This window comes from Neobacillus driksii, assembly GCF_013409995.1.
GTDB lineage: Bacteria > Bacillota > Bacilli > Bacillales > Cytobacillaceae > Neobacillus > Neobacillus driksii.
Genome location: NZ_JACCBX010000003.1, coordinates 236,101 through 260,660, shown reverse-complemented (window position 1 = coordinate 260,660; position 24,560 = coordinate 236,101). Strand labels below are relative to the sequence as shown.

Below are 24,560 nucleotides of genomic sequence, written 5' to 3'. Positions count from 1 at the left end.
GCTCGTCTTATGCTTGTCGCCGATAGGCAGGCGCCTTCCACTTTTCTATTTATTTGTGTATAAAAAACCATTTGTCTCCAAATTATAACAAGTATGTTCAACCGTCTCTTCAAACTATATGTTCTAAACTTGATTAGTTTAACATATGGTTTGTGGAGGAGAGGACAAGATTAAGGAGGAAAAAAATTAAATGCGAGACTACATAAGGCGGCTTTTAATCGCCGCAATTATGGCGCTTTGTGTCAGTTTATTATTTTTAGGAGGTAAACAGACGGAAGCGAGTATGCAGGATTCACAAGCAATAAAAGCTGGATGGATATGGCCCACAGATGGTGTCGTATCTGATACATATGGGACAAGGCATGGAACACATAAAGGTATTGACATAGCTGGGAGTCTTAACTCACCTATAGTTGCTGTAGAGGATGGCGTAGTAGGTAAATCCTATTATTCGAAAACGTATGGGAATGTGGTCTTTATTAATCACCCAAATAATTTTGTTACCGTATATGCTCACTTAAATAATCGACTTGTAAGTGAGGGACAAGAGATTAAACAAGGTGATAGAGTTGGAACAATGGGGAGAACGGGTGAATCCACTGGTGTTCATCTCCATTTTGAGAGTCATCAAATTGAATGGACTTATGATAAGAAAAATGCTATTGATCCTGAAAGACTGCTTGGGAATGCTGAGGTAGGTGTGGCAGTTAAAGGTGGAATGGAAGGAACTTCTGAAAGTCTAACAGCCAGTACAAACGTGAAAGGTCACAGTGCCCATTATATTGTACAAGCAGGAGACACCTTATCATCCATTGCTCTAAAAAGCAACCTATCAGTTGCAAAACTAAAAGAAGTCAACCAGTTAAAATCAGACCTCATCTTGCCTGAACAGGTTTTAGTAATCCAGAACTAAATATTTAGCGCTAACCGTCACAATCGGTTAGCGCTTTTTTCTTTTCAAAATTAATTATTATTAGTATAATTAACAAGAAATTAAATATCGATCTATCTTCGGGGCAGGGTGAAATTCCCGATCGGCGGTATTAGAGTAAAAACTCTTGAGCCCGCGAGCCTTTATGGCAGGATTTGGTGTGATTCCAAAGCCGACAGTATAGTCTGGATGGGAGAAGATGGAGGTTCTGCGACGTTCTAAAAACGCTGGTATATTGAACGTTTATTAAGAGTGCCTTTGTAAACTCCCTCAAGATATATTCTTGAGGTTTTTTATTTTACTGGGACACCTTAAAAGCTGCTGAACCTCTCTTCCTAACTTGATGGATCAAAAGGAGAGAGGAAAAATTGAAGAAAAAAATGAGTGTCAAAGCAATTGTATCAATCGGAATGCTGAGCAGTATCGCATATCTTTTAATGCTGATAAACTTCCCGCTCCCGCCATTCCCAAATTTCTTATTTATCGATTTTAGCGATATCCCAGCATTAATCGCAGCTTTAATTTTTGGACCTGTTGCAGGAATTTTAGTCGAGTTTTTCAAAAATGCGCTTAATTATGTAGCTACTGGAAGTACAACTGGAATTCCGGTTGGGCATATTGCCAATTTTTTAGCTGGTATTTTGTTTGTGTTGCCTACTTTCTATGTTTACAACAAAATGAAAACCAGAAAAGGAATGACGCTTGCACTTATTGTTGGAACACTTATTATGGCGATAATGATGAGCGTTTTAAATTACTTGTTTATTTTACCGGCGTATACTTCGCTGTTGCAGTTCCCTGACATGCGTAATTTAGTCGTACCAGCTATCTTACCATTTAATATCATAAAAGGTTTAATTATGTCTTCAATATTTATGCTGTTATTCCTTCGGATGCAGTCATGGATTAATAAATTAACAATCGTAAAGAGTGCTTAATTAAAAAGAAACCAGGTGCAGCCTGGTTTTTTTATTTTTTAAAAAATAAATAACCCCCGCCATTAGGCAGGGGCAGCAGCTTAACAATATTTTAATGACAAAATATTATTCGAATTTAGTTGCGTTGCCATCAAATGGTTCATCAGCAACTTTAATTGAATCTGTTGGACAGCCTTCGAAAGCATCCATCATATCATCAATTAAAACATCAGGGATTTCAACAATACCCTCATTATCATCAAGAGTTACAAATGCAATACCCTCATCATCATAATCGTAAATGTCTGGTGCCGCTGCGCCACATGCTCCGCATGCAATGCAAGTTTCTTTGTCAACAATCGTATACTTTGCCATGAAAAAAAAACCTCCCAATAAAATAACTTACTACCTTCCATATATAATGGAAACGCATTACCCATTCCTATTGTAAAACTCTGTGAGTAACTTTTCAATAGAAAAATGCTATATAGAAAATGGATTCCCCTAATCTTCCACAATTTTTAGCAACACGATACGCCGTTTCATGATAGAATAAGGGATAGAAAAATAGGTAATTTTGTCGATTATGAACAAAAAGTGGTGGAAAGAAATGTGTAGAATTGAAAACATTTTGTTATATTGTTTAAAACAATTAAATGGTGAACGAACAATTTATTCCATCTATCATCTGTTAAATGGAAAAAAATCATCACAAACACTTCAGGATGCACATTTATTTTCACTAAAAAGGTACTTTCGGATTCTTGAACCGTTAACGCGTGAATCCTTTGATGAGATTTTCAGCAAGTTACTTGAAAATAAACTGGTTGAACCATGTGGGGAACAAAGATTTCTACTTACCCCAGCTGGTGAAGATTATTTATTAAATAATGAACAGCCATATTATGTGAATGGATGGCGATATCAACCCTTTACCTTATTAGTTTGGGAAAGACTCTCGCTGTTAGTACAAGTAACTTCAAATTTTACATTCCATGAAACCAAATATATCCCAATTCAAAAAAATGTTGATGTTCATAACTGGTTAAAGGGGTTTCTAAAGTCTACCTCTGTACCAAAGCAAGAGCTTGGAAGATCCCTTTTTTCGGAATTGATTGAAATTCTTGAACTTGCCAGAGATGTAAATCCAAAGGTTTTAATATTTCGATTAACTGGATACAAGCAGATTGGGTTGACCTCTTCTCAAATTGCGAAAAAATTAAATATCGATTCATTACATTTTCATCTGGAATTTATTAATACAATTCATTGTTTACTTCATTTTGTTGAAAATGATCCTTCTCGATTTAAAGTATTATCATCGCTGCTTGCTAATTTAGACCAAAACGATTCTTTAACACTTTCGGCTCGTAAAACCCTTGTACTTCTCAATCAAGGATTTACTGCGGAGGAAATCGCAAGCATTCGGAATTTAAAAATAAGTACGATTGAAGACCATCTTGTAGAGTTTGCTTTGAATGTTAAGGATTTTTCCATTAACTCGTATGTAAATGAAGAAATTCAGCATCAGATTCTAGAAATTTCAAAGCGAGAATCTACTAGGCAGTTAAAGGTAATTAGGAACACACTAAAAACAGTTTCCTACTTTCAAATCAGACTCGTTCTTGCAAAGTATGGTGATAGATAATGGAATTAGAAAATCTTCTGAATAAGTATTTTGGATACAACACCTTTAAAACGGGGCAAAAGGAAGTTATTTCTTCTCTGCTAGGAGGGAACCACACGATTGCAATGCTCCCAACAGGCACTGGTAAGTCCTTATGCTACCAACTCCCTGGATATTGTCTGGATGGTCAAATTATAATCATTTCCCCTCTGTTATCCTTAATGCAGGACCAGGTGGAACAATTAATGAAATTTGGAGAGAAAAGGGTCATTGCATTGAATTCTTTCCTTGACGCTGAGAAGCGAGGCTATGTATTACGTAATTTAACAAAATACAAATATATTTTCGTCTCGCCCGAGATGTTAAGCTTACCTATTATAATGAAAAGATTACAGGCGCTTTCTGTATCATTATTTGTAGTAGATGAGGCACATTGTATTTCACAGTGGGGCTTCGACTTTCGACCAGAATATTCGAAGTTAGGAGAATACCGGGATCAATTGGGGAATCCCCTAACTCTCGCTTTAACAGCAACGGCGACCAAAAAAGTAAGAGAAGATATTATTCAATCTCTCGACTTACAGAATTATACCAAGATTGAATCAACGATAGACAGACCTAATATCGCCTTTTATATTGAAGAAGTACCTAACTATTATGATAAACAATCACGTCTGATAGAATTAGTGTGTCAACTTCAGAAACCAGGAATCATTTATTTTTCAAGTAAGAAGATTGCTGAACAAATGGCTTCGCTATTAGCGGAGAAGGGGATATCAAGAGCCATGGCTTACCATGGAGGCTTAGACCAGGAACAAAGAATCTTGATACAACAACAATTTATTCATGGGCAACTCGATGTAATCTGCGCAACAAGTGCTTTTGGAATGGGAGTTAATAAAGAAAATATTCGATTTGTTATTCATTACCATATGCCAATGCAAATGGAATCCTACCTGCAGGAGATTGGTAGAGCTGGACGCGATGGTGAGGAAAGTATTGCGATTTTACTATATTCTCCAGGAGATGAACAGCTTCCTGTACAGCTGGCGGAAAGTGAATTGCCGTCAGAGCAGCAAATTGACTGGCTATTTTCATATTTTCCCAAGGAAGAAAAACTGATTGACCATTTTCTTGAAATGAATCAACATTTAAGAGAAGATGGGGGGTTCTCAGAGATTCAGTGGCGTATAATTCAGGATTTTATAAAAAAGCCTCTAGAAATATACTCTCTAGAACATTTAAAACAGGGCTTAAAGGATTTTGTTAATGATAGATTAAAGGTTAAAAAGGGCAGTATACATTATTTAAAGAAGTGGATTAAATCCGAATCGTGTAGAAGAGAATTAATTCTAGATTATTTTGACGAAGAGCCAGTTAAGAGAAGAAATCAGAATTGCTGCGACGTTTGTGGAATTCAGTTTGAACAATACCACGCACAAGCTGGCATTCAAAGCTATCCTGTTAAGGATGAAACTTGGAAGGATTATCTAGCAAATATTCTACTAAATGGTGAGATGAGTAAATGAAAAATAAATATAATGAACTAATTAAAGGATTAACTGATAAAGAACTGCTCTCTCATCTATATTTGACCCAAATCTTACTGCTTGGCATTACTTTTATTTTAGGCATTCTATTATTTGATCACTTTTCATATTTGCGAAGTATTGATTTTTCTGATGTGAGAATTTTGTTAATTGGCGTTTCAGCAGGTGCAGCTGTAGTCATTGTAGATATTATATTAATGAAATTACTCCCTAAGTCTTTTTATGACGATGGAGGTTTGAACGAAAGAATTTTTAAGAATAGAAGTGTGCTCCACATAGCGTGGATTGCTGCATTAGTTGCATTCAGTGAAGAGCTGCTTTTTCGTGGGGTAATCCAAACGAAGGTTGGATTAATTCTTGCAAGTCTTATTTTTGCAATCATACATTTTCGATACCTTTTTAATTGGTTTTTATTTTCTAATATTGTCATCCTTAGTTTTTTTATTGGCTCCGTTTATGAATGGAGTAACAATTTAGCTCTTACGATGATCATGCATTTTACAATTGATTTTTTATTAGGGCTATATATTAAATATAAACACACCATAGATGTCGATGAACAGGAGGGGCTGCTTAATGAATAAAGAAGAACCTTTTAGAAGCCAGGCGGAACGGCTAAAACGGCGAATTGAAAAAATTAATGAAGAAACAACTGAGGTTCGTGACCAATTACCTCCTAGAGAACAAATCCATAGGGAAAAAAGAAAGAAAACGAAATTGAAGATAAAATATCCGGTAATTCGTATCCTGGTACTATTTTTTATTCTTCTTCCTATCGTTATTTTTAGTGCTTACTCCTATCTTGAGGAGGGAAAAGGCAGCAAGACTGAGAAAGTCACCGGCGACTCTTCCGGATATGAAGTCATTAACTTTGAAAAATCTGAAACTGAAAGTACCGTTGAAACCGAAGCAGAGGAAAAAGAAAATGTTCCTGTGGAGGATAATCAAGAGGCTGTCGAAGTTCAAAAGTCCATCAGCCAGGATACTCCAATTGAGAGTCCAGCTCCTGCACCAGCTCCTATTAGCGGGCAGGGCACTGATAAAAATGTTGAACCTGCACCTCAAGTCATTTATCATACTGTTAAAGCGGGAGAAAATCTTTATCGAATTTCTCTGAAATATTACCATTCAAAAGCTGGAGAGGATATTATTCGAAAAGCGAATAACTTGAAAGGTAATGAAATTTATTTAGGTCAAGTTCTAAAAATTCCATTAAATAAGTAGCCGATCATTTTTTGATCGGTTTTTTTTATGTAATTTTTCATATTTTATCGGACAAGTTCATATTTATTTAACTGAGGTGGTTGATAGTATGGATAAAGCAATCCGTTCACTGGAGTATACTGATGAGGCAACAAAACAAATGCTGGAAAACGTACGCAAAAGGAAAATTAAGTTTGATACAGCCAAGAGATGGCATTATTTAACGATCTATTCTATGCTTCTTTTTGCATTCCTATTTTTTAGTTATTTCTATTTTATGATTGCTAAACAATACTCTTATTCTTTCTTTGCGATGTTTTCAGCCTCTGTTAGTGACGCCATAAATATTAGTTTGTTTGCCATTACAGCAATTCTATACGGAGCAATGAATGTTTTAAGACAGCAGAAAGATAAAAAGGAAAAAGAATACCAGGAATTAAGGTGCGAAATCGTAAATCGCAGCAAGGATCTTTGGAAGAAAGAAGATCATTGGAAAAATCGCCATCTCGATTTTGAGGTGATGAAAAAAACCTACGACATTAATCTTTATCACGAAAAAAAATAAGAAGCAGCGTCAAACTGCTTCTTTCTGCTATTTTTAAAAAAACTTCTTTTTACCTTGTTCATCTTTTAATATTTCTACTGCTTCACGGAAACGCTGTGAATGAACAATCTCACGTTCGCGCAGGAATCTAAGACCATCATTAAGATCTGGGTCATCGCTTAGATTAATAATCCATTGATATGTGGCCCTGGCTTTTTCTTCCGCCGCAATATCTTCGTAAAGGTCTGCAATCGGATCTCCTTTGGCTTGTATATAGGAAGCTGTCCACGGGACACCTGCCGCATTATGGTAAAATAATGCATTATCATGGTTGGAATAATGGTCACCTAAACCAGCAGCCTTCATCATTTCTGGAGTAGCGTCTTTGGTGAGCTTATATATCATAGTAGCAATCATTTCGAGGTGTGCGAATTCCTCTGTCCCTATATCTGTTAATAAACCAATTACTTTATCAGGTATGGAATATCGCTGGTTTAAATATCTTAAAGCGGCCGATAGTTCACCATCTGCACCCCCGTATTGCTCAATTAAATATTTTGCTAATGTTGGATTACAAGTACTAACACGAACTGGATATTGAAGCTTTTTTTCGTATATCCACATGGACAACATTCCCTCCCTGTTTCGAATTAGATTAATTATCTAGTTGCAGCGCCAAGTGACAAGACACTTCTGCTTTTTAAACCTGCCAAGGCCATGGAGGATCGTTCCAATTCCATGGGTGTCCGGAATAGCTGTTACCAAACTGCTGAAGGGGTCCAAATTGGCTTTCAAAAGCCTTTTTTAACGATTTTCTTTCTTTTGCATAATGATTAAATTGCTTAATAGCTTCAAGATCGTCCGGATGAGTATCTAAATACAATTGTAATTCAACTAAAACAAAGTCTACTGCTTGAAGCTGCTCTAGCATCTCATAATATTCGGCCGGAATTTGTTTCATCGTGGCAATCCCCCCTTCGCTTTCTCAAAAGGGTTGAAGTAAGGGTCATAAAATGGTTTCCATAGTGTCCCTGCTTTTAATGCCTCAAGTGGTGTGAATTGTGGAAGATTTGGAGGTTGAAAACCGATATAAAGATTCGGCGGAGTCGAATATACTTTTTCAGGTATTGGTTTGCAGGGGTCAAACGGACTGACGACGGGACAGTATGATTTATAATGTGTAAACATTGTCTCCCTCCCTTAGTAAACATCAATAATAAATATGAAAATTTTTGAGACGGCATGACATAATACGTGAAATAAAAAGGATAATTCAATGTTTTGTTGAAATATAATAGGAGGGTAGGATATTACTTAGAGGTGATGGAAAGTGTTTGTAAAAAATATGATGATTCCAAATCATGCTTGTGTGACAGTACAGGAAGATACGACATTGGGTGCTGCATTAGAACAATTAGAGACGAATCAGATTGATGGTGTACCAGTCTTACAAGGAGAAAAGTATTTAGGAGTAGTTACACGATACAATATCTATGAAAGCTACTTTTTATCTGGAAAGCAGAAGGATGAATATTTAAGCAGTGTCACTGTAAATGAAATTGCTACCCACCAAGAAAAGTTCTTATTGGGCGAAGAAGTTTTTGAAAAGACACTGCTTGATTTAAAAGACTTTCCCTTATTGGCTGTAGTTGATATAAATCGTAAATTTCTAGGGGTTGTGACACGTTCAGATGTACTTTCCACTTTTCAGAGCGCTTTCGGTGTAAATCGACCTGGGGTAAGGATTGCCTTTACATCGGTAGAAACAGAAGGTCGAATCGCCCGTCTTTCTGAAATTGCCCATCACTTCCATGAACATATTATTTCACTTGTAACGTTTGATGAGACTGATAAATTAGTCCGAAGAATTGTTATGAAAGTTGAAAAGAAAGATAATATTGATCGGTTTACAAAGAAGCTAGAAGAGCAAGGTTTCCGGATATTAAGTATTCAGGAAGATTAGTAAATTGTACCGGAAAGAAATCGAATCCTTCTCATACAATGTATGGGAGGGATTTTTGTGTTGAGGATAATCTGGCGGTTATTTTTTATTATTTTGTGTGGATATTTATTTAATGAATGGTTTCCAATTACAGATCCATTTCATTTTTCTGATATCTTGGTTGGACCGATTATTTATCCGTTGGAATTTTTTGCTGCCTCATTAGCTTTATTCTTAGGGGTAGTCATTAGTATACAACTATTCAAAGAAATCCTACAACTTACGATAAAGGGAATAAAGAAAAGGCGGAGTAAGCATTAGTCCTTTTTAGTTTTAGTTTTCTTTATGGTATGATTTCCATAGAACATTTTTAGAATGGAAAAAGGGGAAATGGATGATTATTATACTTGGTTTATTTATAATTCTGGGAATAGCTCTAATCTTATATATGGTAAAAGAAGCGTTCCTAAATCATGTAGTAACGCATGTAATGACCTTTGAAGATTTTCCAGCGTCGTTTGGTGCGGTATCAATATTTTTTATCTCTGATATACATAAGCGCCTTATTTCGGATGAAATTATCAATGCAGTTAAAGGGAAATCTGATATTGTCCTAATTGGCGGGGATTTAACGGAGAAAAAGGTTCCTTTCGAAAGGGTTAAGCAAAACCTTGAGAAATTAAAACAGGTAGGTCCAGTATATTTTGTTTGGGGTAATAATGATTATGAAACCGACTTTCGTAAATTGGACGCCATTCTGTTGGATTCTGGCATAAAAGTTTTGGATAATACTGCAGCAATTTTTGAATCTAAAAACGGTGAAAAATTATCTTTACTTGGTGTTGATGAAGTAGGTCAAGGGCGAGATAGATTAGATTTAGCGTTGTTAGACGCGGAGGATAAAAGCTTTAAAATATTGGCTAGTCACTACCCGGACATCATAGATAAAATATTACCTGAACATAATATACGTCTTGTACTGAGCGGGCATACTCATGGCGGACAAATACATATTTTTGGGTACAGCCCATTTAAAAAAGGGAAAGTAGAAAAATTAGATAATACTACTTTACTAATTAGTAATGGCTACGGCACAACAGGGGTCCCGTTAAGGCTAGGGGCACCTGCACAATGTCATTTAATTACCATTAAAAAGGGTTAGTTATTTTTCTCAAGAATGGCTGTGGTAATTATCGGAGGAATTAGGATGGCGGACAAAGAGGGTAAATATAATATTAAAGCAGCAGCGTTAATGCTGGGGATTCAGCCAGGAACGTTAAGAGCATGGGAAAGACGATATCAAATGATTGCTCCCGTTAGAAATGAAGCAGGTCATCGATTATATACAGAAGAGCATATCAAAATATTAAAGTGGTTAATTAAGAAGGTTAATCAGGGGTTTACCATTAGCCAGGCTATCTCCTTGCTGGGCCACAATCAATCCCAGATGGATTCAGAAGCCTTAAACCTAAAGCAGGATAATCCACTAATCGGTATGATAGACTCACTGTATGAAGCCTTAATTCACTTTGAGCATGAGAGAATAGATGAAATTATTAATAAAATGTTTAGTATCTTCACTATGGAAAAAGTAATCATTGATATCTTTAGTCAGATTCTAAAGAAAATAGAGGATAATTTCAGAGACGGGAATATATTACCTGCACAGAAGTATTTTGCCTCATCGCTCATAAAAGACAGGATCTCGTTAATTCTTCACAGCTGTCCTATTAATTTACAGCAGAACAAAGCGGTTTGTATCAATTGGTCGGATGAAAGGGATAATACGGAACTGTTAATGTTTACTTTTTATTTACGAAAACGGGGTATTCAAGTAATAAATATAGGTAAAGTTAGTTCAGAAGATGAGAATGACCAAATAATGGATCTGATTCATCCTGATTTAGTTATCATCTGTTGTGAAATCCAGGACGAGTTAAAAGAAGTACTTTTGCTAGTTGATCACTTATCGGTGAATTATAAGGATCTTATCGTTGGAGTTGGGGGTAAGTCAATAGCTGCAATGAAACCATTTGATAAAAGTCAATATTCATCCAATCTTCTTGGACACACCATTAATGAGTGGGAAATGTGGCTATTGGAGAGGATGGTTTTTTAGACAAAGCACCAACCAAAGCCATTGACATACACTAGGGTTAAGAGTTATGTCATGGCAGGGGGCAAAAGAGCATGCGCTTAGAACGCTTAACAGTCAATAAGATAAAAATTTTTTTAACCTCTGATGATTTAATGGAAAGGGGACTTTCCAAAGATGATATATGGAAGGATTCTATAAAATGGCATCAACTTTTCCACGACATGCTGGAGGAGGCAAGTGAAGAATTTGATGTTGAGATACAGGGTTCTGTTGCAGTTGAAATTTTCTCCTTGCAAGCTCAAGGAATGATTATGATCATAACGGTTGACGATAATATTGAAGATGAAGAAATATTATTAGATGGCTTTGTGGAGATGCAAGTAAGAGTTGAAGGCTGTGAAAACCTTCTATATCAATTCGAAAGTATAGAAGATGTTATTTCACTCTCACACAGACTGTTTGTCTTAAACGTAAATGGCGGCAGTTTATATTCTTATAACAATCGATATTACTTAAATATGAATATTATTGATAGTACTGTAGTAGAAAAAATTGCAGCATTTTTATCTGAGTACGGTAATCCATCTATTCTTAGTACACATGTACTTGAAGAATATGGAAATCGAATTATTGAAGATAAAGCGGTGGAAACCATTCGAAAATATTTTAAATAATTTTGATACTTTGAGGAACTTAAATAGGAGTCCGCCGCTCCTATTTGCTTTGGTGAAAACCCCAGTTCCACGGGGATGATAGCGCTTGCAAAAAATGGCTCAATAATAATGAATTGTGAATTTTTCATCTTGCATAAATCATTTAAACGTGTATACTTGTGTCTGAAAGCGACAACATTTGTTAAAGTGATTTTTTAGGAGGTTTACAAATGGTAGCCGAAAATAGTAATGAAAAAACTAATCAAGAGGAAGAAAATAATGTATTAACTTCAACACAGACTGTTATACATAAAGCTCTTGAAAAGTTAGGTTATCCTGAAGAAGTATATGAGCTCTTAAAAGAGCCGTTACGTATGATGACAGTTAAAATTCCAATAAGAATGGATGACGGTTCAATAAAAATATTTACGGGCTACCGTGCGCAGCACAATGATGCTGTCGGTCCAACAAAGGGTGGGATTAGGTTTCATCCCAATGTATCCGAGACTGAAGTTAAGGCCCTGTCCATTTGGATGAGCTTAAAATGTGGAATTGTTGACCTACCATATGGCGGAGGAAAAGGCGGAATTATTTGTGACCCGCGTGATATGTCATTTAGAGAACTTGAAAGATTAAGTCGTGGGTATGTACGAGCGATTAGTCAAATTGTTGGTCCTACTAAAGATATTCCAGCACCGGATGTGTTTACAAATTCCCAAATTATGGCTTGGATGATGGACGAGTATAGTCGTATAGATGAATTCAACTCTCCGGGATTCATTACTGGTAAGCCGCTGGTTCTAGGAGGATCTCACGGTCGTGAATCTGCTACTGCTAAGGGCGTGACCATTTGTATTCGTGAGGCAGCTAAAAGAAAAGGTATCGAAATTGAGGGTGCAAGGGTTGTTATTCAAGGCTTTGGTAATGCAGGAAGCTATTTATCAAAATTCATGCATGATGCAGGCGCAAAGGTTGTAGGTATTTCCGATGCGTATGGTGCCTTATATGATCCGGATGGACTCGATATTGACTATCTTCTAGATCGTCGTGATAGTTTTGGTACCGTTACAAAATTATTTAATAACACAATCTCGAATAAGGAACTACTCGAACTCGAGTGCGATATTCTCGTACCTGCTGCCATAGAAAATCAAATTACAGCAGATAATGCACATAATATTCGTGCGGGAATCGTTGTCGAAGCTGCTAACGGACCAACAACATTAGAGGCAACAGAAATATTAACAGAGCGCGGTGTTTTATTAGTCCCGGATGTACTTGCTTCTGCTGGCGGCGTTACGGTATCCTACTTCGAATGGGTTCAAAATAACCAAGGTTATTACTGGTCTGAAGAAGAAGTAGAAGAAAAACTCGAAAAAGTAATGGTCAAATCATTTAACAATATTTATGAAACAGCACAAACTCGACGTGTAGATATGCGTCTGGCTGCATACATGGTCGGTGTACGTAAAATGGCCGAAGCAAGCCGTTTTAGAGGTTGGATATAAAAGCATTACTATTGAAACATATTGGAAAAACTCCTATCATATGACGGTAGGAGTTTTTTTATGGAATAATAAATTGAGGTGATCAATTTGCAATTAGAAGATATTATTATTGTCGGTGGTGGACCATGCGGCTTAGCAGCAGCCATAGCCTTTAAAGAAATTGGGCTTAACCCACTTATTATTGAAAAAGGGAATATTGTAAATGCTATCTACCATTATCCAACCCATCAAACATTTTTTAGTACCAGTGAAAAGCTAGAAATCGGTGATGTACCATTCATTACTGAAAGTTATAAGCCAAAAAGAAATCAAGCCCTTGTTTACTATCGGGATGTAGTAAAGAGGAAACAACTGCGCATCAACTCGTTTGAACAAGTTCTAAAAGTTTTAAAAGAAGAAGAAGTTTTTCATATTATTACTGACAAACAAACCTATCAAGCCCCCTATGTTGTAATTGCTACAGGTTACTATGACCATCCAAATTACATGAATGTCACTGGGGAAGATTTGCCGAAGGTGTCTCATTATTTTAAAGAAGCGCACCCTTATTTTGATAAAAATGTATGTGTTATAGGCGGAAAAAACTCTAGTGTGGATGCGGCACTTGAACTGGTAAAAGCGGGTGCGAGAGTAACCGTTTTATACCGTGGTAAAGAATATTCATCGAGCATAAAGCCGTGGATTCTCCCAGAATTTGAGGCATTGGTACGAAATGGAATCATTAAAATGGAATTTGATGCTCATGTGATTGAAATAACGGAAGACCAGGTAAGGTATAAAAAGGATGAAGAAGAAAAGACCATATACAATGATTTTGTTTTTGCTATGACAGGATATCATCCAGACCACAAGTTTTTAAAAGCTATGGGGATAAAAATTGACGAAGAAACAGGAAGACCGTTGTTTAATTCTGATTCTATGGAGACAAATATTGAAGGAGTTTATATTGCGGGAGTCATCGCAGCTGGGAATAATGCGAATGAAATATTTATTGAAAATGGCAGGTTCCACGGGGGTCTCATTGCTCGATCTATTAAAGAAAAACAAGTTATGGGGTGAAGTATTTTATGAAAAAAGTAGTTTTGTTAACAACAGGAGGTACCATTGCCAGTAAACCCAATAAGGACTCTGGAAAATTAGCTTCGGGCGAGTTAACCGGTGAAGAACTTGCCGCAATGTGTAATCTTCCTACAGACATTGAAGTCATTGTGGAATCAGTATTTCAAAAGGCCAGCATTCATATTACGTTTGAAGATTTAGTCGCATTGAAAAATAAAATTGAAAAGTATTTTGAGGATGAAGGGATTTCGGGAGTTGTTGTTACTCACGGTACAGATACCATGGAGGAAACCGCCTATTTTCTTGATTTAACTATCAGGGACCCGCGGCCGGTTGTAATCACTGGCTCGCAACGCTCTCCAGAGGATTTAGGTAGTGATGTCTTCATTAATCTGAGGCATGCTATTTATTCAGCCTGTTCAACGGATTTATTGAATGCAGGTGCAGTTGTCGTGTTCAATGAACGAATATTTGCTGCCCGATATGTAAAAAAAGAACATGCGTCTAATATCCAAGGATTTAACGTTTTTGGATTTGGTTATCTTGGAATTATCGATAATGATGCAGTACATATCTTTCAAAAGCCAATAAAAAGAGAATATTTTTCTATTCAATCACCTATTCCTCAAGTAGATATCGTAAAATGTTATATCGGTGCTGATGGTAAATTTATTAAGGCTGCGAGGGAATCAGGGGTAAAAGGAATGATTCTTGAAGGTGTTGGACGTGGTCAAGTAGCACCACAAATGATGGAGGAAATAGAAAAATCACTTTCAGAGGGAATCGTCTTAGTAATCACAACAAGTGCTGAAGAAGGGTCGGTGTATACGACTTATGACTATAAAGGCAGTGCCTATGACCTTTACAATAAGGGTGTAATCCTAGGCAGTGATAATGATTCTAAAAAAGCTAGAATAAAATTAGCAGTAGCACTAGCCAGCGGACTAAAGAAAATAAATTTTTAAGCGGCAATTACTAAATGGATATAATCTTTCATTTAATTAATCACAATATCATGTTAGGATGAAAGTAACGAATTGATTTGAAATGAGGATTAACCATGCTGGGAATATTATCAGCCGGTATTGCCCCCGGACTGGCCTTATTAAGTTATTTTTATTTAAAAGATGAATATGAGTCAGAGCCTATATTAGTAGTTTTAAGAACATTTATGTTTGGTGCTCTGCTAGTGTTTCCCATAATGTTTATTCAGCATGTACTTCATACAGAGAATATAATTAAATCTGGATTCATTGAAGCATTCCTTTCCTCGAGCCTTCTGGAAGAATTTTTCAAATGGTTTATCCTTTTCTATGCTATTTACCAGCACGTTGAGTTAGATGAGCCATTTGATGGTATTGTATATGGGGTGGCCGTATCACTTGGCTTTGCGACAGTAGAAAATATTTTTTATTTGATTGCCAATGGAATCGAACATGCCATGGCGCGGGCACTTCTCCCTGTATCGAGCCATGCTTTATTCGGAGTCATTATGGGATTTTATATTGGTAAAGCAAAATTTACAGAAGGAAAAAAGGCAAAATGGGTAATAATCTCCTTATTTTTACCATTCATTCTTCATGGATTATATGATTACATTTTAATTTCACAAGAAAACTGGCTATATATTATTTTGCCTTTTATGATCTTCCTTTGGTGGTTTGGTTTAAGGAAGGTTAAGCTTGCAAGAATACTAACGACTAACCATAAGAAAAAACAATATTCTACTCAAAATTCCTTTCATTCCTAAATGAAGGGGGTTTTTTTTGAATAAATTTGCCATTAAGACAAAAAATAGGTTTACATCTAAAAAGATTTACAACTGGGGGTTACTTAACCATGAAGAAGAAAATCGTGAAATGGATTATTCCACTCTTATTCTTCCTTTGTATAATGCCATTTACATTTTTAGAGAGCAACAGGGTATTTGCATTCTCTAATCAAGTTATCCAACAAGGTTCGGTTGGAGATGATGTTATCGAGCTTCAATCTAGACTTCAGTATTTGGGTTTTTACAATAAGAAAATTGATGGAGTGTTCGGTTGGAGCACCTACTGGGCATTAAGGAATTTCCAGTATGAGTTCGGATTACCAATCGATGGTTTAGCAGGTACAGAAACAAAGGCAAAATTGGTCAAGGCAAGTAAATATAACAAACAATTTGTAAAGGAACAAATCAATAAAGGCAATAAATTTACACATTACGGTGGAGTAGACCAAAAAAAGCAGAGTGCACCACAGCCAAATGCACCGGCTAAAACTCCAGCCAAGGCACCTGCTGCTAAAGCGCCTGGTCCAAAACCGGCTGCGCCTGCTCCTAAAGCAGCACCATCTAAACCAACTGCGGCTAATACTCCAGGTGGATTCTCAAGTAATGATATACAATTAATGGCAAATGCTGTTTATGGAGAATCGAGGGGTGAACCATATACAGGTCAAGTAGCAGTAGCAGCCGTTATCCTTAATAGAGTAAATAGCGCCTCCTTTCCTAACACTGTATCAGGCGTTATTTTCGAACCCGGTGCTTTTACTGCAGTTGCTGATGGGCAAATTTGGCTTACTCCGAATGAAACAGCAAAAAAAGCAGTTTTAGATGCAATTAATGGTATTGATCCTACTGGGAATGCCCTTTATTATTTTAATCCTGCAACAGCTACGAGCAAGTGGATTTGGTCAAGACCACAAATAAAACGAATTGGGAAACATATTTTTTGTGAATAGAGGGGTGATTGGATGATAAGAGGAATAATTATTGGTGTTCTAGCAGTAGGTGTTGCGGGTACAGCCTATTGGGGATATCAAGAACATCGGGAGAAAAATGCGATTCTTATAAATGCTGAAAATAATTATCAACGGGCTTTTCATGATCTAACCTATGGAATGGATTTACTTCACGATAAAATTGGATCGACTCTTGCAATGAATTCTAGGCATTCTTTATCCCCTTCACTCGTGGAAGTTTGGAGACTAACCTCTGAAGCACATAGTGATGTAGGACAGCTGCCGCTGACATTGCTTCCATTTAATAAAACGGAAGAGTTTTTATCTAAAATTGGGAAGTTTAGTTATCAAACGGCAGTAAGAGATCTAGATAAAGAACCCTTGTCAGAGGAAGAGTATGAAACATTAAAGGTTTTATACAAGCAATCTGGTGACATTCAAAGTGAGTTGCGTAAAGTCCAGCATATGGTACTGGAAAATAACCTGCGCTGGATGGATGTCGAACTTGCATTGGCATCAGGAAAAGAACAAACCGACAATACGATTATCGATGGATTTAAAACAGTTGAAAAAACCGTATCAGGCTATGACGAAAGCGACTTTGGTCCGACTTTCGCTAACATGCAAAAGAAAGATGATAATTTCAAGAATATTAAAGGGAAAACCATAAATAAAAAAGAAGCGGTAACCATTGCAAAAAAATACATGGGATTTGATGGAACTGCTGAGGTTAAAGTAACAGAGAATGGTAAGGGATCAGATTACGGTTTTTATAGTATTTCGGTAAGAAATAAGGACACTGGTCAAGAGGGGAACATAGATATTACGAAGAAAGCTGGATATCCTGTATGGTTTATAAATCACAGAGAAGTAAACAAGCAAAAGATTAGCCTAAATGATGCAAATCTAAAGGCTGCAGCGTTTCTAAAGGAAAATGGTTATAAAAATCTAGAGTTATTTGAGAGCACTCAATATGATAATACAGGTGTATTTAATTTTGTCACCACTGAAAATAATATTAGAATCTATCCTGAGGCAATCAAAGTAGAAGTAGCGCTCGACAATGGTAACATAATTGGTTTCTCAGCAGAAGAGTATTTAAAATCATTAAACGATACTAGAGAAATTGAAAAACCAGTGCTAACCAGTGAACAAGCTCGAGCAAAGGTAAACCCTAACTTTAAAGTGATGGAAGAGAGACAAGCAGTTATTGTGAACGATCTAAACAAAGAAGTACTATGTTATGAATTCCTAGGAACTATAGGAGACGATACCTATAGAATCTTTATCAATGCAATAGACGGTGTCGAAGAAGAAGTAGAAAAAATGAAAAATGCTGAAGAAGTCTACGACGAGGTTATCTAAGGTATTAGAATAAAAATATACCATCACTCCAATAATAGTAGTAATTGGAATTGGAGTGATGGTATGAAAATTGTAGAACGAATCTTAATAAAGGTAATTATTATCCAATTTATCTTTCTTTTTTTCGCTCAGCTATTCTTACATCAACTAGATATTTTTCCACAATTAGAACAGTTAACAAAATATGAAGGTGTAAATGAAAATACATTTACCGAGATTCTCCAAACGTTTAGTGATTAAAAGCAGGATGCCTGCTTTTTTTTTATTCTCAAAATGGGAACAGTATAAAAGAAAATCAAATATAATAATGCTAAAAAAAAGAGGCATTCAGCTTTCTTATGGTAAAATAAATATGAGCATACCAGACGAACATGAGTTACTTAGGAGGATTTATGGAAAAAAAATTATCAATCGCAATTGATGGACCTGCCGCAGCGGGTAAGAGCACGGTGGCAAAAGTTGTGGCAGAAAAGTTATCTTACATATATATTGATACTGGTGCAATGTATCGTGCCCTAACATATAAAGCACTGGTAAATAACCTTAACTTAGAAGATGAAAATTCACTGTTAGACACTCTATTAGCAACAAAATTAGAATTATTCCCTTCACCAAATGGTCAATTGGTGTTTCTTGATAATCAAGAAGTAACAGAAGAAATTCGTTCATCAACAGTTACAAATTCTGTTTCGATTGTAGCCAAGCATCAAAAGGTTCGTGAAGAAATGGTTAGAATGCAGCAGTCCTTTGCCGTAAACGGAGGGGTTGTGATGGATGGCAGGGACATTGGGACACATGTACTTCCAAATGCGGAGGTAAAGGTTTTTCTACTTGCAAGTGTAGAGGAAAGAGCGGTAAGACGACATACGGAAAATTTACAAAAAGGCTATCCTTCCGATTTAGAACAATTAAAGGAAGAAATTGCCCGTCGTGATAAAATAGATTCAGAACGTGAATTTGCCCCATTAAGAAAAGCTGACGACGCAATTGAAATTGACACAACATCTTTGACCATCCCAGAAGTAGTAGAAAAAATTATGGATCTCGTGCATGAAAGGGTTGGATAAGTGTGACGTTTTATTCGTTTGCAAGATCAGTTGTTGCTGGTGTTTTTAAACCGTGGTATCGAATTGAAGTTAGTGGATTAGAGTATTTCCCTAAAGAAGGCGGGGTCCTGCTGTGTACTAACCATATCCATAATTTTGACCCTTTAGTAGTGGGGATTACGGCTCCAAGACCTGTCCATTTTATGGCAAAGGAAGAACTATTCAAGGTTCCTGTATTGGGTAATATCGTTAGAAATTGCAACGCTTTCCCTGTAAAAAGAGGGAAAGGGGACAGGGAATCATTAAGAGCTGGATTAAAGGTATTAAAAGACGGAAATGTTTTCGGTCTGTTCCCCGAAGGGACTAGAAGTAAAACAGGTGAAATTGGCAAAGGGCTATCGGGAGCGGGTTTTTTTGCCCTTAGAACGGAAGCGGATGTGGTCCCATGCGCAATAATTGGACCATACAAAAGTTTAAAAACGTTAAAGGTTGTTTATGGAAAACCGATTGCAATGGATGAAATGAGGGCTGTAAAAGCCTCTGCGGAGCAGGTGACTGAATTAATAATGTCAGAAATAGATAAACTTATTAAAGAGCACCGATAGGTTCTGCTTGACAAAATAAGCTATTTGTAAGAAGTTAATAAAAAGAGATTTTATTAGAATATTCACTCGTTTATCATTTTGATATTATATAATTTATTAGCAGTAATTGGATTAAGGAGGAATACATATGTCGGAAGAAATGAACCAAGTAGAAGTAAAAAATTATACCATTGGTGATAAAGTCACTGGACAAGTTACAAAGGTAGAAGAAAAACAGGTAATCGTAAATATTAAGGATAGTAAACATGATGGTATTATCCCAATCAGTGAACTTTCTAGCATTCATGTTGAAAAGGCCTCTGATGTTGTTTCAGAAGGTGATGAACTAGAACTTGAGGTATTAAAAGTAGAAGAGGATGCTCTTGTATTATCAAAAAGAAAAGTAGACGCTGAAAAGGCTTGGGTTAATCTGGAAAATCTTTTTAATAGTGGAGAGGTCTTTGAAACCGAAGTAAAGGATGTAGTAAAGGGAGGTCTTGTCGTTGATCTTGGCGTTCGAGGCTTTGTACCCGCATCTTTAGTAGAAGCTCATTTTGTCGAAGATTTTTCAGATTATAAAGGTAAAAATTTGACTTTTAAGATTGTTGAGCTGGATAAAGAGAAAAATCGTCTTATTCTTTCACATCGTGCAGTGGTGGAGGAAGAAAAGGGAAAACAAAAGAAAAACCTACTTAACTCGATTACTCCTGGATCAATAATTGATGGAACAGTTCAAAGAATTACAGATTTTGGAGCATTCGTTGATATTGGCGGTATCGATGGCCTTGTTCATATTTCTCAATTATCATATCAACATATTGAAAAACCATCAGATGTAGTTCAAGAAGGTCAAAAAGTAAAAGTTAAGGTTCTAAATGTAGATCGTGATAATGAAAGAATTTCTTTATCTATTAAAGAAACACAGCCAGGACCATGGTCTGATATAGCTGAGAAAGCACCTAAGGGCAGCACATTAACAGGAACAGTCAAGAGATTGGTTTCTTATGGTGCGTTCGTAGAAGTATTCCCTGGCGTTGAAGGCCTCGTGCATATCTCACAAATAGCTCATAAGCATATTGGTACACCACATGAGGTATTGAAAGAAGAGCAAGAGGTACAAGTGAAAGTACTAGATGCAAACGAACAAGAGCAGCGACTATCATTAAGTATCAAAGATCTTCTTGAAAAAGATGTGGAAGAAAATTTTGATTACGAACTTCCAGAGGAATCAAAAGGATTCCAGCTTGGTGAAATGATTGGCGACAAATTAAAGAATCTGGGAAAATAATGGTGATATGAAGTGTCTAGATCTGAACGGAAATGGGATCATATTCGCTATGCTCTAGAAACAGGGCAAAAGCGGTCTACAGCATTTGATGATGTTCAATTTATTCATCAAAGTTTACCAAACATGAATGTTTCAGATGTAACCTTTCAGCAAAAAATTGGCGAACTTTCTTTAAGTTCGCCAATTTTTATCAATGCTATGACAGGTGGCGGTGGTGAGAAAACCTATGACCTTAACAAGCAGCTTGCTATTGTGGCGAAGGAAGCAGGCCTTGCTATGGCAGTGGGCTCACAAATGTCAGCACTGAAAGATAAATCTGAAAGCTATACATATGAAGTAGTACGAAAAGAAAACCCTTCTGGTGTATTAATTGCCAATTTAGGGAGTGAAGCTATTCCTGATCAAGCAAAAAAGGCTATAGACATGATTGAAGCCAATGCCCTGCAGGTGCATTTAAACGTAATTCAGGAACTGACGATGCCGGAAGGGGACCGGGAATTTTTTGGCGCTCTAAAAAGAATAGAAGCAATTGTAAAAGAGGTAAATGTCCCTGTTATAGTGAAGGAAGTAGGCTTCGGTATGAGTAAAGAAACGGTTGAGTCTCTTTTATCCATAGGGGTTTCAATTGTGGACATTGGTGGGTTCGGTGGAACAAATTTTGCTCAAATAGAAAACAAGCGCAATGAAAAATCTCAAGCTTTTTTCAATCAATGGGGAATTCCCACAGCCATCTCTATATCTGAAGCTTCATATGCCTCGAAATCGATTTCAATCATTGGTTCTGGCGGTGTTACTACTAGTGATGAACTTGCTAAAGGAATAGCGTTGGGAGCTAGTGCGATCGGCTTTGCAGGCTTTTTCTTAAAAATCCTCGTTGAACAGGGAATAGAGGCTCTATATGAAGAAATCTCGGCACTTCATAATGAGTTAACAATGATTATGACAGCTTTAGGAGCTAAATCTATTCAAGAACTGCAAAGAGCGCCATTGATGATATCAGGTCAAATTCACCATTGGTTAACTCAAAGGGGAATCGATACAAAAATATACAGCCAGCGTACTATAAAATAAGCTCCCGCAGTAAGCGGGAGCTTATTTTTGTCAACTATACTTATTATCGTTTAATCCACGTGCCTCTTCAGGGCTTTGAAGCTTAGTTGCACCAGGGTAATGCAGCGCCTGATCTCGGTCTGATTCAACTTTACCACTTGCTTTTAACTTTTTTTCTTGTCGATCCTTTCCCATTTCTCCACACCTCCTACTATTAACATGATTTTGTTGAGGAAAGATTATTCAGGGAAGTATGAACTACATAAAGAATACCGATAATGGACATAGTAGGAGGTGTGTGATAATGGAAGGTTCAATGTTCTATTGGATACTTTGGGTGTTTTGGGTATATGTGACCTTTTTTATGAACAAACAAATTTCTTATCGTTCAAAATTAGCAGCGGTCATTTTAGTATTGATTACCCTTTCAAATGTACATTTTGTGTTTATGAGTTTTGAGTTTTACGCTAGCGGATTATTTATGCTGCTATTATCTTATTTTATTTTTAGTAAGAAAAAGCTCGGATTACTGCTATATGCCTTTATATGCTCATTCATTGTCACGATTGCATACGTTACCTTTAATTTATTTGTCATCTATGATCCCGTCTGGGTTATTTTTCAAAAGGAATGGATGATGGGAATTTGTTTTAGCTGCCTAGCGATTTTTTTACAAACATCTTTAAAAGACAGACTGTTAATTATTGTAAGTGGCTCCATGCAAGGGGAGATCCTCTATGCCTTTTATCTTAGTAAATTTGATTTTTCTTATCCGATTGCATCCATTGGTTACCTAGATGTGTTTTCGTTAATTACAATACTGCTGGTAAGCTGGAGCATGCTAGAAAATGCAGGTTCATTCTTTCAAAACCATTTTCACTTTTTGGAAAAAGGAAAGCAAAAGTCTTCGTAAAAATTCATTAAAAATTAAATATTTGTCTAGCTTCACGAGTCTTCTGTTTTTCAAAGTTGCAGGAAAGTGCTCACATTGCTAAAATAATATGGTTAGACCCTTCTCTTCAAAGAAGGGTTTCTTTATCATTAGTACGCAATACTTAATTATATAAATTGAGTTTCTCTGCTTTAACGATAATAATAACAAAATAATTGATAATGATATGGATGAAAGGATGGCGATTATAATGGTAAAACCTGTTATAGCCATTGTAGGAAGACCAAATGTTGGGAAATCAACTATTTTCAACAGAATTGTTGGAGAGAGAATTTCCATTGTTGAGGATATTCCAGGAGTGACCCGCGATCGAATTTATAGCTCAGGGGAATGGTTGACACATGATTTTAATGTAATTGATACGGGTGGTATTGACATCGGCGATGAACCGTTTCTTGAGCAAATTCGGCAGCAGGCTGAAGTAGCTATTGACGAAGCAGATGTTATCATTTTTCTAACAAATGGGAGAGAAGGGGTAACAGCTGCAGACGAAGAAGTAGCAAAGATTTTATATAAATCAAAAAAACCAATCGTATTAGCTGTTAATAAAATTGATAATCCTGAAATGCGTGAGCAAATCTATGATTTTTACTCTTTAGGATTCGGTGAACCTATACCAGTATCCGGTTCTCATGGTCTTGGATTGGGTGATTTATTAGATGAGGCAGCTAAACATTTCCCTAAGAATAAGGGACAGGATTATGATGCTGATACCATTAAATTTTCTCTAATAGGCCGGCCTAATGTTGGGAAGTCATCATTAGTCAATGCCATTCTAGGTGAAGACCGAGTCATTGTAAGTGATATTGCTGGTACAACAAGAGATGCTGTGGATTCTCCTTATACATATAATGGCGATAAGTATGTCATTATTGATACGGCTGGAATGCGGAAAAAAGGAAAAGTCTATGAGAGTACCGAAAAATATAGTGTTCTTCGTGCCTTAAGGGCAATAGAGCGGTCCGATGTTGTTTTAGTTGTCATTAATGCCGAAGAAGGAATCATTGAACAGGATAAGAAAATTGCCGGGTATGCACATGAAGCTGGACGGGCAATCGTAATTGTCGTCAATAAGTGGGATGCGGTTGAAAAAGATGAAAAAACAATGAAGGAGCTTGAACAAAAAATTAGAGAGCATTTTCTCTTCTTAAGTTATGCTCCAATTGTTTTCTTATCTGCAAAGACGAAAAAACGTATTCATACGCTGCTGCCAATGATCAATACTGCTAGTGAAAACCATGCAATGCGCGTTGAAACAAGCGTCTTAAATGATATAATTATGGATGCAGTAGCGATGAATCCAACACCAACGGATAAAGGTCGCCGATTAAAGATTTATTACACCACGCAAGTAGCGGTGAAACCGCCAACCTTTGTGGTTTTTGTTAACGAACCAGAATTACTGCATTTCTCTTATGAGCGCTTCTTAGAAAATCGAATCCGAGAAGCATTTGGATTCGAGGGAACCCCGATAAAAATTTATGCAAGAGAAAGAAAATAATTTTACGGTGGGAGTGAGCTA

30 protein-coding genes and 1 riboswitch are annotated in these 24,560 nt (G+C 36.6%); of the genes, 25 read left to right on the top strand and 5 right to left on the bottom strand.

Going from position 1 to position 24,560, the window contains the following annotated elements:
* Positions 1-190: 190 nt before the first annotated feature.
* Positions 191-913 (top strand): peptidoglycan DD-metalloendopeptidase family protein, encoded by a 723-nt coding sequence (locus F4694_RS07590; RefSeq protein ID WP_179596478.1) that lies wholly within the window; start codon positions 191-193, stop codon positions 911-913.
* Positions 914-1,003: 90 nt separating this feature from the next.
* A riboswitch (FMN riboswitch) is annotated at positions 1,004-1,136 on the top strand.
* Positions 1,137-1,311: 175 nt separating this feature from the next.
* Positions 1,312-1,869 carry an ECF transporter S component gene (locus tag F4694_RS07585; protein WP_179597091.1) on the top strand — a complete coding sequence of 186 codons (558 nt, stop codon included), beginning with the start codon at positions 1,312-1,314 and terminating at the stop codon, positions 1,867-1,869.
* A gap of 105 nt (positions 1,870-1,974) precedes the next feature.
* Here the strand turns inward: F4694_RS07585 and F4694_RS07580 are convergent, their stop codons facing one another.
* Complete coding sequence (locus F4694_RS07580) at positions 1,975-2,223, bottom strand: ferredoxin (protein ID WP_063251244.1); 249 nt, start codon at positions 2,221-2,223, stop codon at positions 1,975-1,977.
* A 235-nt stretch (positions 2,224-2,458) separates the two neighbouring features.
* Between F4694_RS07580 and F4694_RS07575 the strand changes: the two genes are divergently transcribed.
* The 5 genes from F4694_RS07575 (at position 2,459) to F4694_RS07555 (ending at position 6,793) form a co-directional block, all read left to right on the top strand.
* Positions 2,459-3,496 (top strand): YpbB family protein, encoded by a 1,038-nt coding sequence (locus F4694_RS07575; protein WP_179596476.1) that lies wholly within the window; start codon positions 2,459-2,461, stop codon positions 3,494-3,496.
* Positions 3,496-5,004, top strand: coding sequence for a RecQ family ATP-dependent DNA helicase (locus tag F4694_RS07570; protein WP_179596474.1), 1,509 nt, complete (start codon positions 3,496-3,498; stop codon positions 5,002-5,004). The genes F4694_RS07575 and F4694_RS07570 overlap by 1 nt, the downstream gene beginning before the upstream one ends.
* Positions 5,001-5,609, top strand: coding sequence for a CPBP family intramembrane glutamic endopeptidase (locus F4694_RS07565; RefSeq protein ID WP_179596472.1), 609 nt, complete (start codon positions 5,001-5,003; stop codon positions 5,607-5,609). The genes F4694_RS07570 and F4694_RS07565 overlap by 4 nt, the downstream gene beginning before the upstream one ends.
* Positions 5,602-6,249, top strand: coding sequence for a LysM peptidoglycan-binding domain-containing protein (locus tag F4694_RS07560; protein ID WP_179596470.1), 648 nt, complete (start codon positions 5,602-5,604; stop codon positions 6,247-6,249). The genes F4694_RS07565 and F4694_RS07560 overlap by 8 nt, the downstream gene beginning before the upstream one ends.
* A gap of 88 nt (positions 6,250-6,337) precedes the next feature.
* Positions 6,338-6,793, top strand: a complete 456-nt coding sequence (locus F4694_RS07555; protein WP_179596468.1) for a DUF2663 family protein — start codon at positions 6,338-6,340, stop codon at positions 6,791-6,793.
* A 33-nt stretch (positions 6,794-6,826) separates the two neighbouring features.
* Here the strand turns inward: F4694_RS07555 and F4694_RS07550 are convergent, their stop codons facing one another.
* The 3 genes from F4694_RS07550 to F4694_RS07540 all read right to left on the bottom strand — a co-directional run bounded on the left by F4694_RS07550 (position 6,827) and on the right by F4694_RS07540 (position 7,960).
* The gene (locus tag F4694_RS07550; protein ID WP_179596466.1) at positions 6,827-7,396 is read right to left on the bottom strand and encodes a manganese catalase family protein; all 570 of its coding nucleotides are present in this window, start codon (positions 7,394-7,396) and stop codon (positions 6,827-6,829) included.
* A 76-nt stretch (positions 7,397-7,472) separates the two neighbouring features.
* Complete coding sequence (locus F4694_RS07545) at positions 7,473-7,733, bottom strand: spore coat protein CotJB (protein WP_179596463.1); 261 nt, start codon at positions 7,731-7,733, stop codon at positions 7,473-7,475.
* Entirely contained in the window at positions 7,730-7,960 is a 231-nt protein-coding gene (locus tag F4694_RS07540) for a spore coat associated protein CotJA (protein WP_179596461.1), read from the bottom strand. The genes F4694_RS07545 and F4694_RS07540 overlap by 4 nt, the downstream gene beginning before the upstream one ends.
* A gap of 142 nt (positions 7,961-8,102) precedes the next feature.
* On the opposite strand from F4694_RS07540, the gene F4694_RS07535 reads away from it, so the two are divergent.
* The 16 genes from F4694_RS07535 (at position 8,103) to fni (ending at position 22,107) form a co-directional block, all read left to right on the top strand.
* Positions 8,103-8,735 (top strand): CBS domain-containing protein, encoded by a 633-nt coding sequence (locus tag F4694_RS07535; protein ID WP_179596459.1) that lies wholly within the window; start codon positions 8,103-8,105, stop codon positions 8,733-8,735.
* 57 nt (positions 8,736-8,792) lie between these two features.
* Complete coding sequence (locus F4694_RS07530) at positions 8,793-9,035, top strand: hypothetical protein (protein WP_179596457.1); 243 nt, start codon at positions 8,793-8,795, stop codon at positions 9,033-9,035.
* A 73-nt stretch (positions 9,036-9,108) separates the two neighbouring features.
* Positions 9,109-9,876: a metallophosphoesterase gene (locus F4694_RS07525; protein WP_179596455.1), complete on the top strand. Its 768-nt coding sequence runs from the start codon at positions 9,109-9,111 to the stop codon at positions 9,874-9,876.
* A gap of 45 nt (positions 9,877-9,921) precedes the next feature.
* On the top strand, positions 9,922-10,833 hold the full coding sequence (locus tag F4694_RS07520) for a MerR family transcriptional regulator (RefSeq protein ID WP_179596453.1): 912 nt from the start codon (positions 9,922-9,924) through the stop codon (positions 10,831-10,833).
* 71 nt (positions 10,834-10,904) lie between these two features.
* Entirely contained in the window at positions 10,905-11,486 is a 582-nt protein-coding gene (locus tag F4694_RS07515; protein ID WP_179596451.1) for a genetic competence negative regulator, read from the top strand.
* Between the two features lie 209 nt (positions 11,487-11,695).
* A complete protein-coding gene (locus tag F4694_RS07510) occupies positions 11,696-12,973 on the top strand; it encodes a Glu/Leu/Phe/Val family dehydrogenase (RefSeq protein ID WP_179596449.1) in 1,278 nt (425 codons plus the stop codon).
* An 87-nt stretch (positions 12,974-13,060) separates the two neighbouring features.
* A complete protein-coding gene (locus F4694_RS07505; RefSeq protein ID WP_179596447.1) occupies positions 13,061-14,032 on the top strand; it encodes a YpdA family putative bacillithiol disulfide reductase in 972 nt (323 codons plus the stop codon).
* Between the two features lie 8 nt (positions 14,033-14,040).
* Positions 14,041-14,997, top strand: a complete 957-nt coding sequence (locus F4694_RS07500) for an asparaginase (RefSeq protein WP_179596445.1) — start codon at positions 14,041-14,043, stop codon at positions 14,995-14,997.
* A 95-nt stretch (positions 14,998-15,092) separates the two neighbouring features.
* The gene (prsW, locus tag F4694_RS07495) at positions 15,093-15,782 is read left to right on the top strand and encodes a glutamic-type intramembrane protease PrsW (protein WP_179596443.1); all 690 of its coding nucleotides are present in this window, start codon (positions 15,093-15,095) and stop codon (positions 15,780-15,782) included.
* 89 nt (positions 15,783-15,871) lie between these two features.
* Complete coding sequence (gene sleB, locus F4694_RS07490) at positions 15,872-16,753, top strand: spore cortex-lytic enzyme (RefSeq protein ID WP_179596441.1); 882 nt, start codon at positions 15,872-15,874, stop codon at positions 16,751-16,753.
* Between the two features lie 12 nt (positions 16,754-16,765).
* A complete protein-coding gene (gene ypeB / locus F4694_RS07485; RefSeq protein WP_179596439.1) occupies positions 16,766-18,118 on the top strand; it encodes a germination protein YpeB in 1,353 nt (450 codons plus the stop codon).
* 63 nt (positions 18,119-18,181) lie between these two features.
* Entirely contained in the window at positions 18,182-18,358 is a 177-nt protein-coding gene (locus F4694_RS07480) for a YpfB family protein (RefSeq protein WP_179596437.1), read from the top strand.
* Positions 18,359-18,510: 152 nt separating this feature from the next.
* A complete protein-coding gene (cmk, locus tag F4694_RS07475; RefSeq protein ID WP_179596436.1) occupies positions 18,511-19,185 on the top strand; it encodes a (d)CMP kinase in 675 nt (224 codons plus the stop codon).
* Positions 19,186-19,187: 2 nt separating this feature from the next.
* Positions 19,188-19,769, top strand: a complete 582-nt coding sequence (locus F4694_RS07470) for a lysophospholipid acyltransferase family protein (RefSeq protein WP_179596434.1) — start codon at positions 19,188-19,190, stop codon at positions 19,767-19,769.
* A gap of 127 nt (positions 19,770-19,896) precedes the next feature.
* A complete protein-coding gene (rpsA, locus tag F4694_RS07465; protein ID WP_179596432.1) occupies positions 19,897-21,036 on the top strand; it encodes a 30S ribosomal protein S1 in 1,140 nt (379 codons plus the stop codon).
* Positions 21,037-21,048: 12 nt separating this feature from the next.
* Entirely contained in the window at positions 21,049-22,107 is a 1,059-nt protein-coding gene (gene fni / locus F4694_RS07460) for a type 2 isopentenyl-diphosphate Delta-isomerase (RefSeq protein WP_179596430.1), read from the top strand.
* A gap of 30 nt (positions 22,108-22,137) precedes the next feature.
* Here the strand turns inward: fni and F4694_RS07455 are convergent, their stop codons facing one another.
* Positions 22,138-22,281: a YpzI family protein gene (locus tag F4694_RS07455; protein ID WP_095247280.1), complete on the bottom strand. Its 144-nt coding sequence runs from the start codon at positions 22,279-22,281 to the stop codon at positions 22,138-22,140.
* A 109-nt stretch (positions 22,282-22,390) separates the two neighbouring features.
* On the opposite strand from F4694_RS07455, the gene F4694_RS07450 reads away from it, so the two are divergent.
* A complete protein-coding gene (locus tag F4694_RS07450; RefSeq protein ID WP_179596428.1) occupies positions 22,391-22,999 on the top strand; it encodes a YphA family membrane protein in 609 nt (202 codons plus the stop codon).
* 229 nt (positions 23,000-23,228) lie between these two features.
* Positions 23,229-24,539 carry a ribosome biogenesis GTPase Der gene (gene der, locus F4694_RS07445; protein ID WP_179596426.1) on the top strand — a complete coding sequence of 437 codons (1,311 nt, stop codon included), beginning with the start codon at positions 23,229-23,231 and terminating at the stop codon, positions 24,537-24,539.
* Positions 24,540-24,560: the final 21 nt, after the last annotated feature.

What these genes read in the sequence shown, in the direction of transcription:
- F4694_RS07590 (WP_179596478.1), top strand. Translation starts at nt 191, where the DNA reads ATGCGAGACTACATAAGGCGGCTTTTAATCGCCGCAATTATGGCGCTT.
- F4694_RS07585 (WP_179597091.1), top strand. Translation starts at nt 1,312, where the DNA reads ATGAGTGTCAAAGCAATTGTATCAATCGGAATGCTGAGCAGTATCGCA.
- F4694_RS07580 (WP_063251244.1), bottom strand. Translation starts at nt 2,223, where the DNA reads ATGGCAAAGTATACGATTGTTGACAAAGAAACTTGCATTGCATGCGGA.
- F4694_RS07575 (WP_179596476.1), top strand. Translation starts at nt 2,459, where the DNA reads ATGTGTAGAATTGAAAACATTTTGTTATATTGTTTAAAACAATTAAAT.
- F4694_RS07570 (WP_179596474.1), top strand. Translation starts at nt 3,496, where the DNA reads ATGGAATTAGAAAATCTTCTGAATAAGTATTTTGGATACAACACCTTT.
- F4694_RS07565 (WP_179596472.1), top strand. Translation starts at nt 5,001, where the DNA reads ATGAAAAATAAATATAATGAACTAATTAAAGGATTAACTGATAAAGAA.
- F4694_RS07560 (WP_179596470.1), top strand. Translation starts at nt 5,602, where the DNA reads ATGAATAAAGAAGAACCTTTTAGAAGCCAGGCGGAACGGCTAAAACGG.
- F4694_RS07555 (WP_179596468.1), top strand. Translation starts at nt 6,338, where the DNA reads ATGGATAAAGCAATCCGTTCACTGGAGTATACTGATGAGGCAACAAAA.
- F4694_RS07550 (WP_179596466.1), bottom strand. Translation starts at nt 7,396, where the DNA reads ATGTGGATATACGAAAAAAAGCTTCAATATCCAGTTCGTGTTAGTACT.
- F4694_RS07545 (WP_179596463.1), bottom strand. Translation starts at nt 7,733, where the DNA reads ATGAAACAAATTCCGGCCGAATATTATGAGATGCTAGAGCAGCTTCAA.
- F4694_RS07540 (WP_179596461.1), bottom strand. Translation starts at nt 7,960, where the DNA reads ATGTTTACACATTATAAATCATACTGTCCCGTCGTCAGTCCGTTTGAC.
- F4694_RS07525 (WP_179596455.1), top strand. Translation starts at nt 9,109, where the DNA reads ATGATTATTATACTTGGTTTATTTATAATTCTGGGAATAGCTCTAATC.
- F4694_RS07520 (WP_179596453.1), top strand. Translation starts at nt 9,922, where the DNA reads ATGGCGGACAAAGAGGGTAAATATAATATTAAAGCAGCAGCGTTAATG.
- F4694_RS07515 (WP_179596451.1), top strand. Translation starts at nt 10,905, where the DNA reads ATGCGCTTAGAACGCTTAACAGTCAATAAGATAAAAATTTTTTTAACC.
- F4694_RS07510 (WP_179596449.1), top strand. Translation starts at nt 11,696, where the DNA reads ATGGTAGCCGAAAATAGTAATGAAAAAACTAATCAAGAGGAAGAAAAT.
- F4694_RS07500 (WP_179596445.1), top strand. Translation starts at nt 14,041, where the DNA reads ATGAAAAAAGTAGTTTTGTTAACAACAGGAGGTACCATTGCCAGTAAA.
- prsW (WP_179596443.1), top strand. Translation starts at nt 15,093, where the DNA reads ATGCTGGGAATATTATCAGCCGGTATTGCCCCCGGACTGGCCTTATTA.
- sleB (WP_179596441.1), top strand. Translation starts at nt 15,872, where the DNA reads ATGAAGAAGAAAATCGTGAAATGGATTATTCCACTCTTATTCTTCCTT.
- ypeB (WP_179596439.1), top strand. Translation starts at nt 16,766, where the DNA reads ATGATAAGAGGAATAATTATTGGTGTTCTAGCAGTAGGTGTTGCGGGT.
- F4694_RS07480 (WP_179596437.1), top strand. Translation starts at nt 18,182, where the DNA reads ATGAAAATTGTAGAACGAATCTTAATAAAGGTAATTATTATCCAATTT.
- cmk (WP_179596436.1), top strand. Translation starts at nt 18,511, where the DNA reads ATGGAAAAAAAATTATCAATCGCAATTGATGGACCTGCCGCAGCGGGT.
- rpsA (WP_179596432.1), top strand. Translation starts at nt 19,897, where the DNA reads ATGTCGGAAGAAATGAACCAAGTAGAAGTAAAAAATTATACCATTGGT.
- F4694_RS07455 (WP_095247280.1), bottom strand. Translation starts at nt 22,281, where the DNA reads ATGGGAAAGGATCGACAAGAAAAAAAGTTAAAAGCAAGTGGTAAAGTT.
- F4694_RS07450 (WP_179596428.1), top strand. Translation starts at nt 22,391, where the DNA reads ATGGAAGGTTCAATGTTCTATTGGATACTTTGGGTGTTTTGGGTATAT.
- der (WP_179596426.1), top strand. Translation starts at nt 23,229, where the DNA reads ATGGTAAAACCTGTTATAGCCATTGTAGGAAGACCAAATGTTGGGAAA.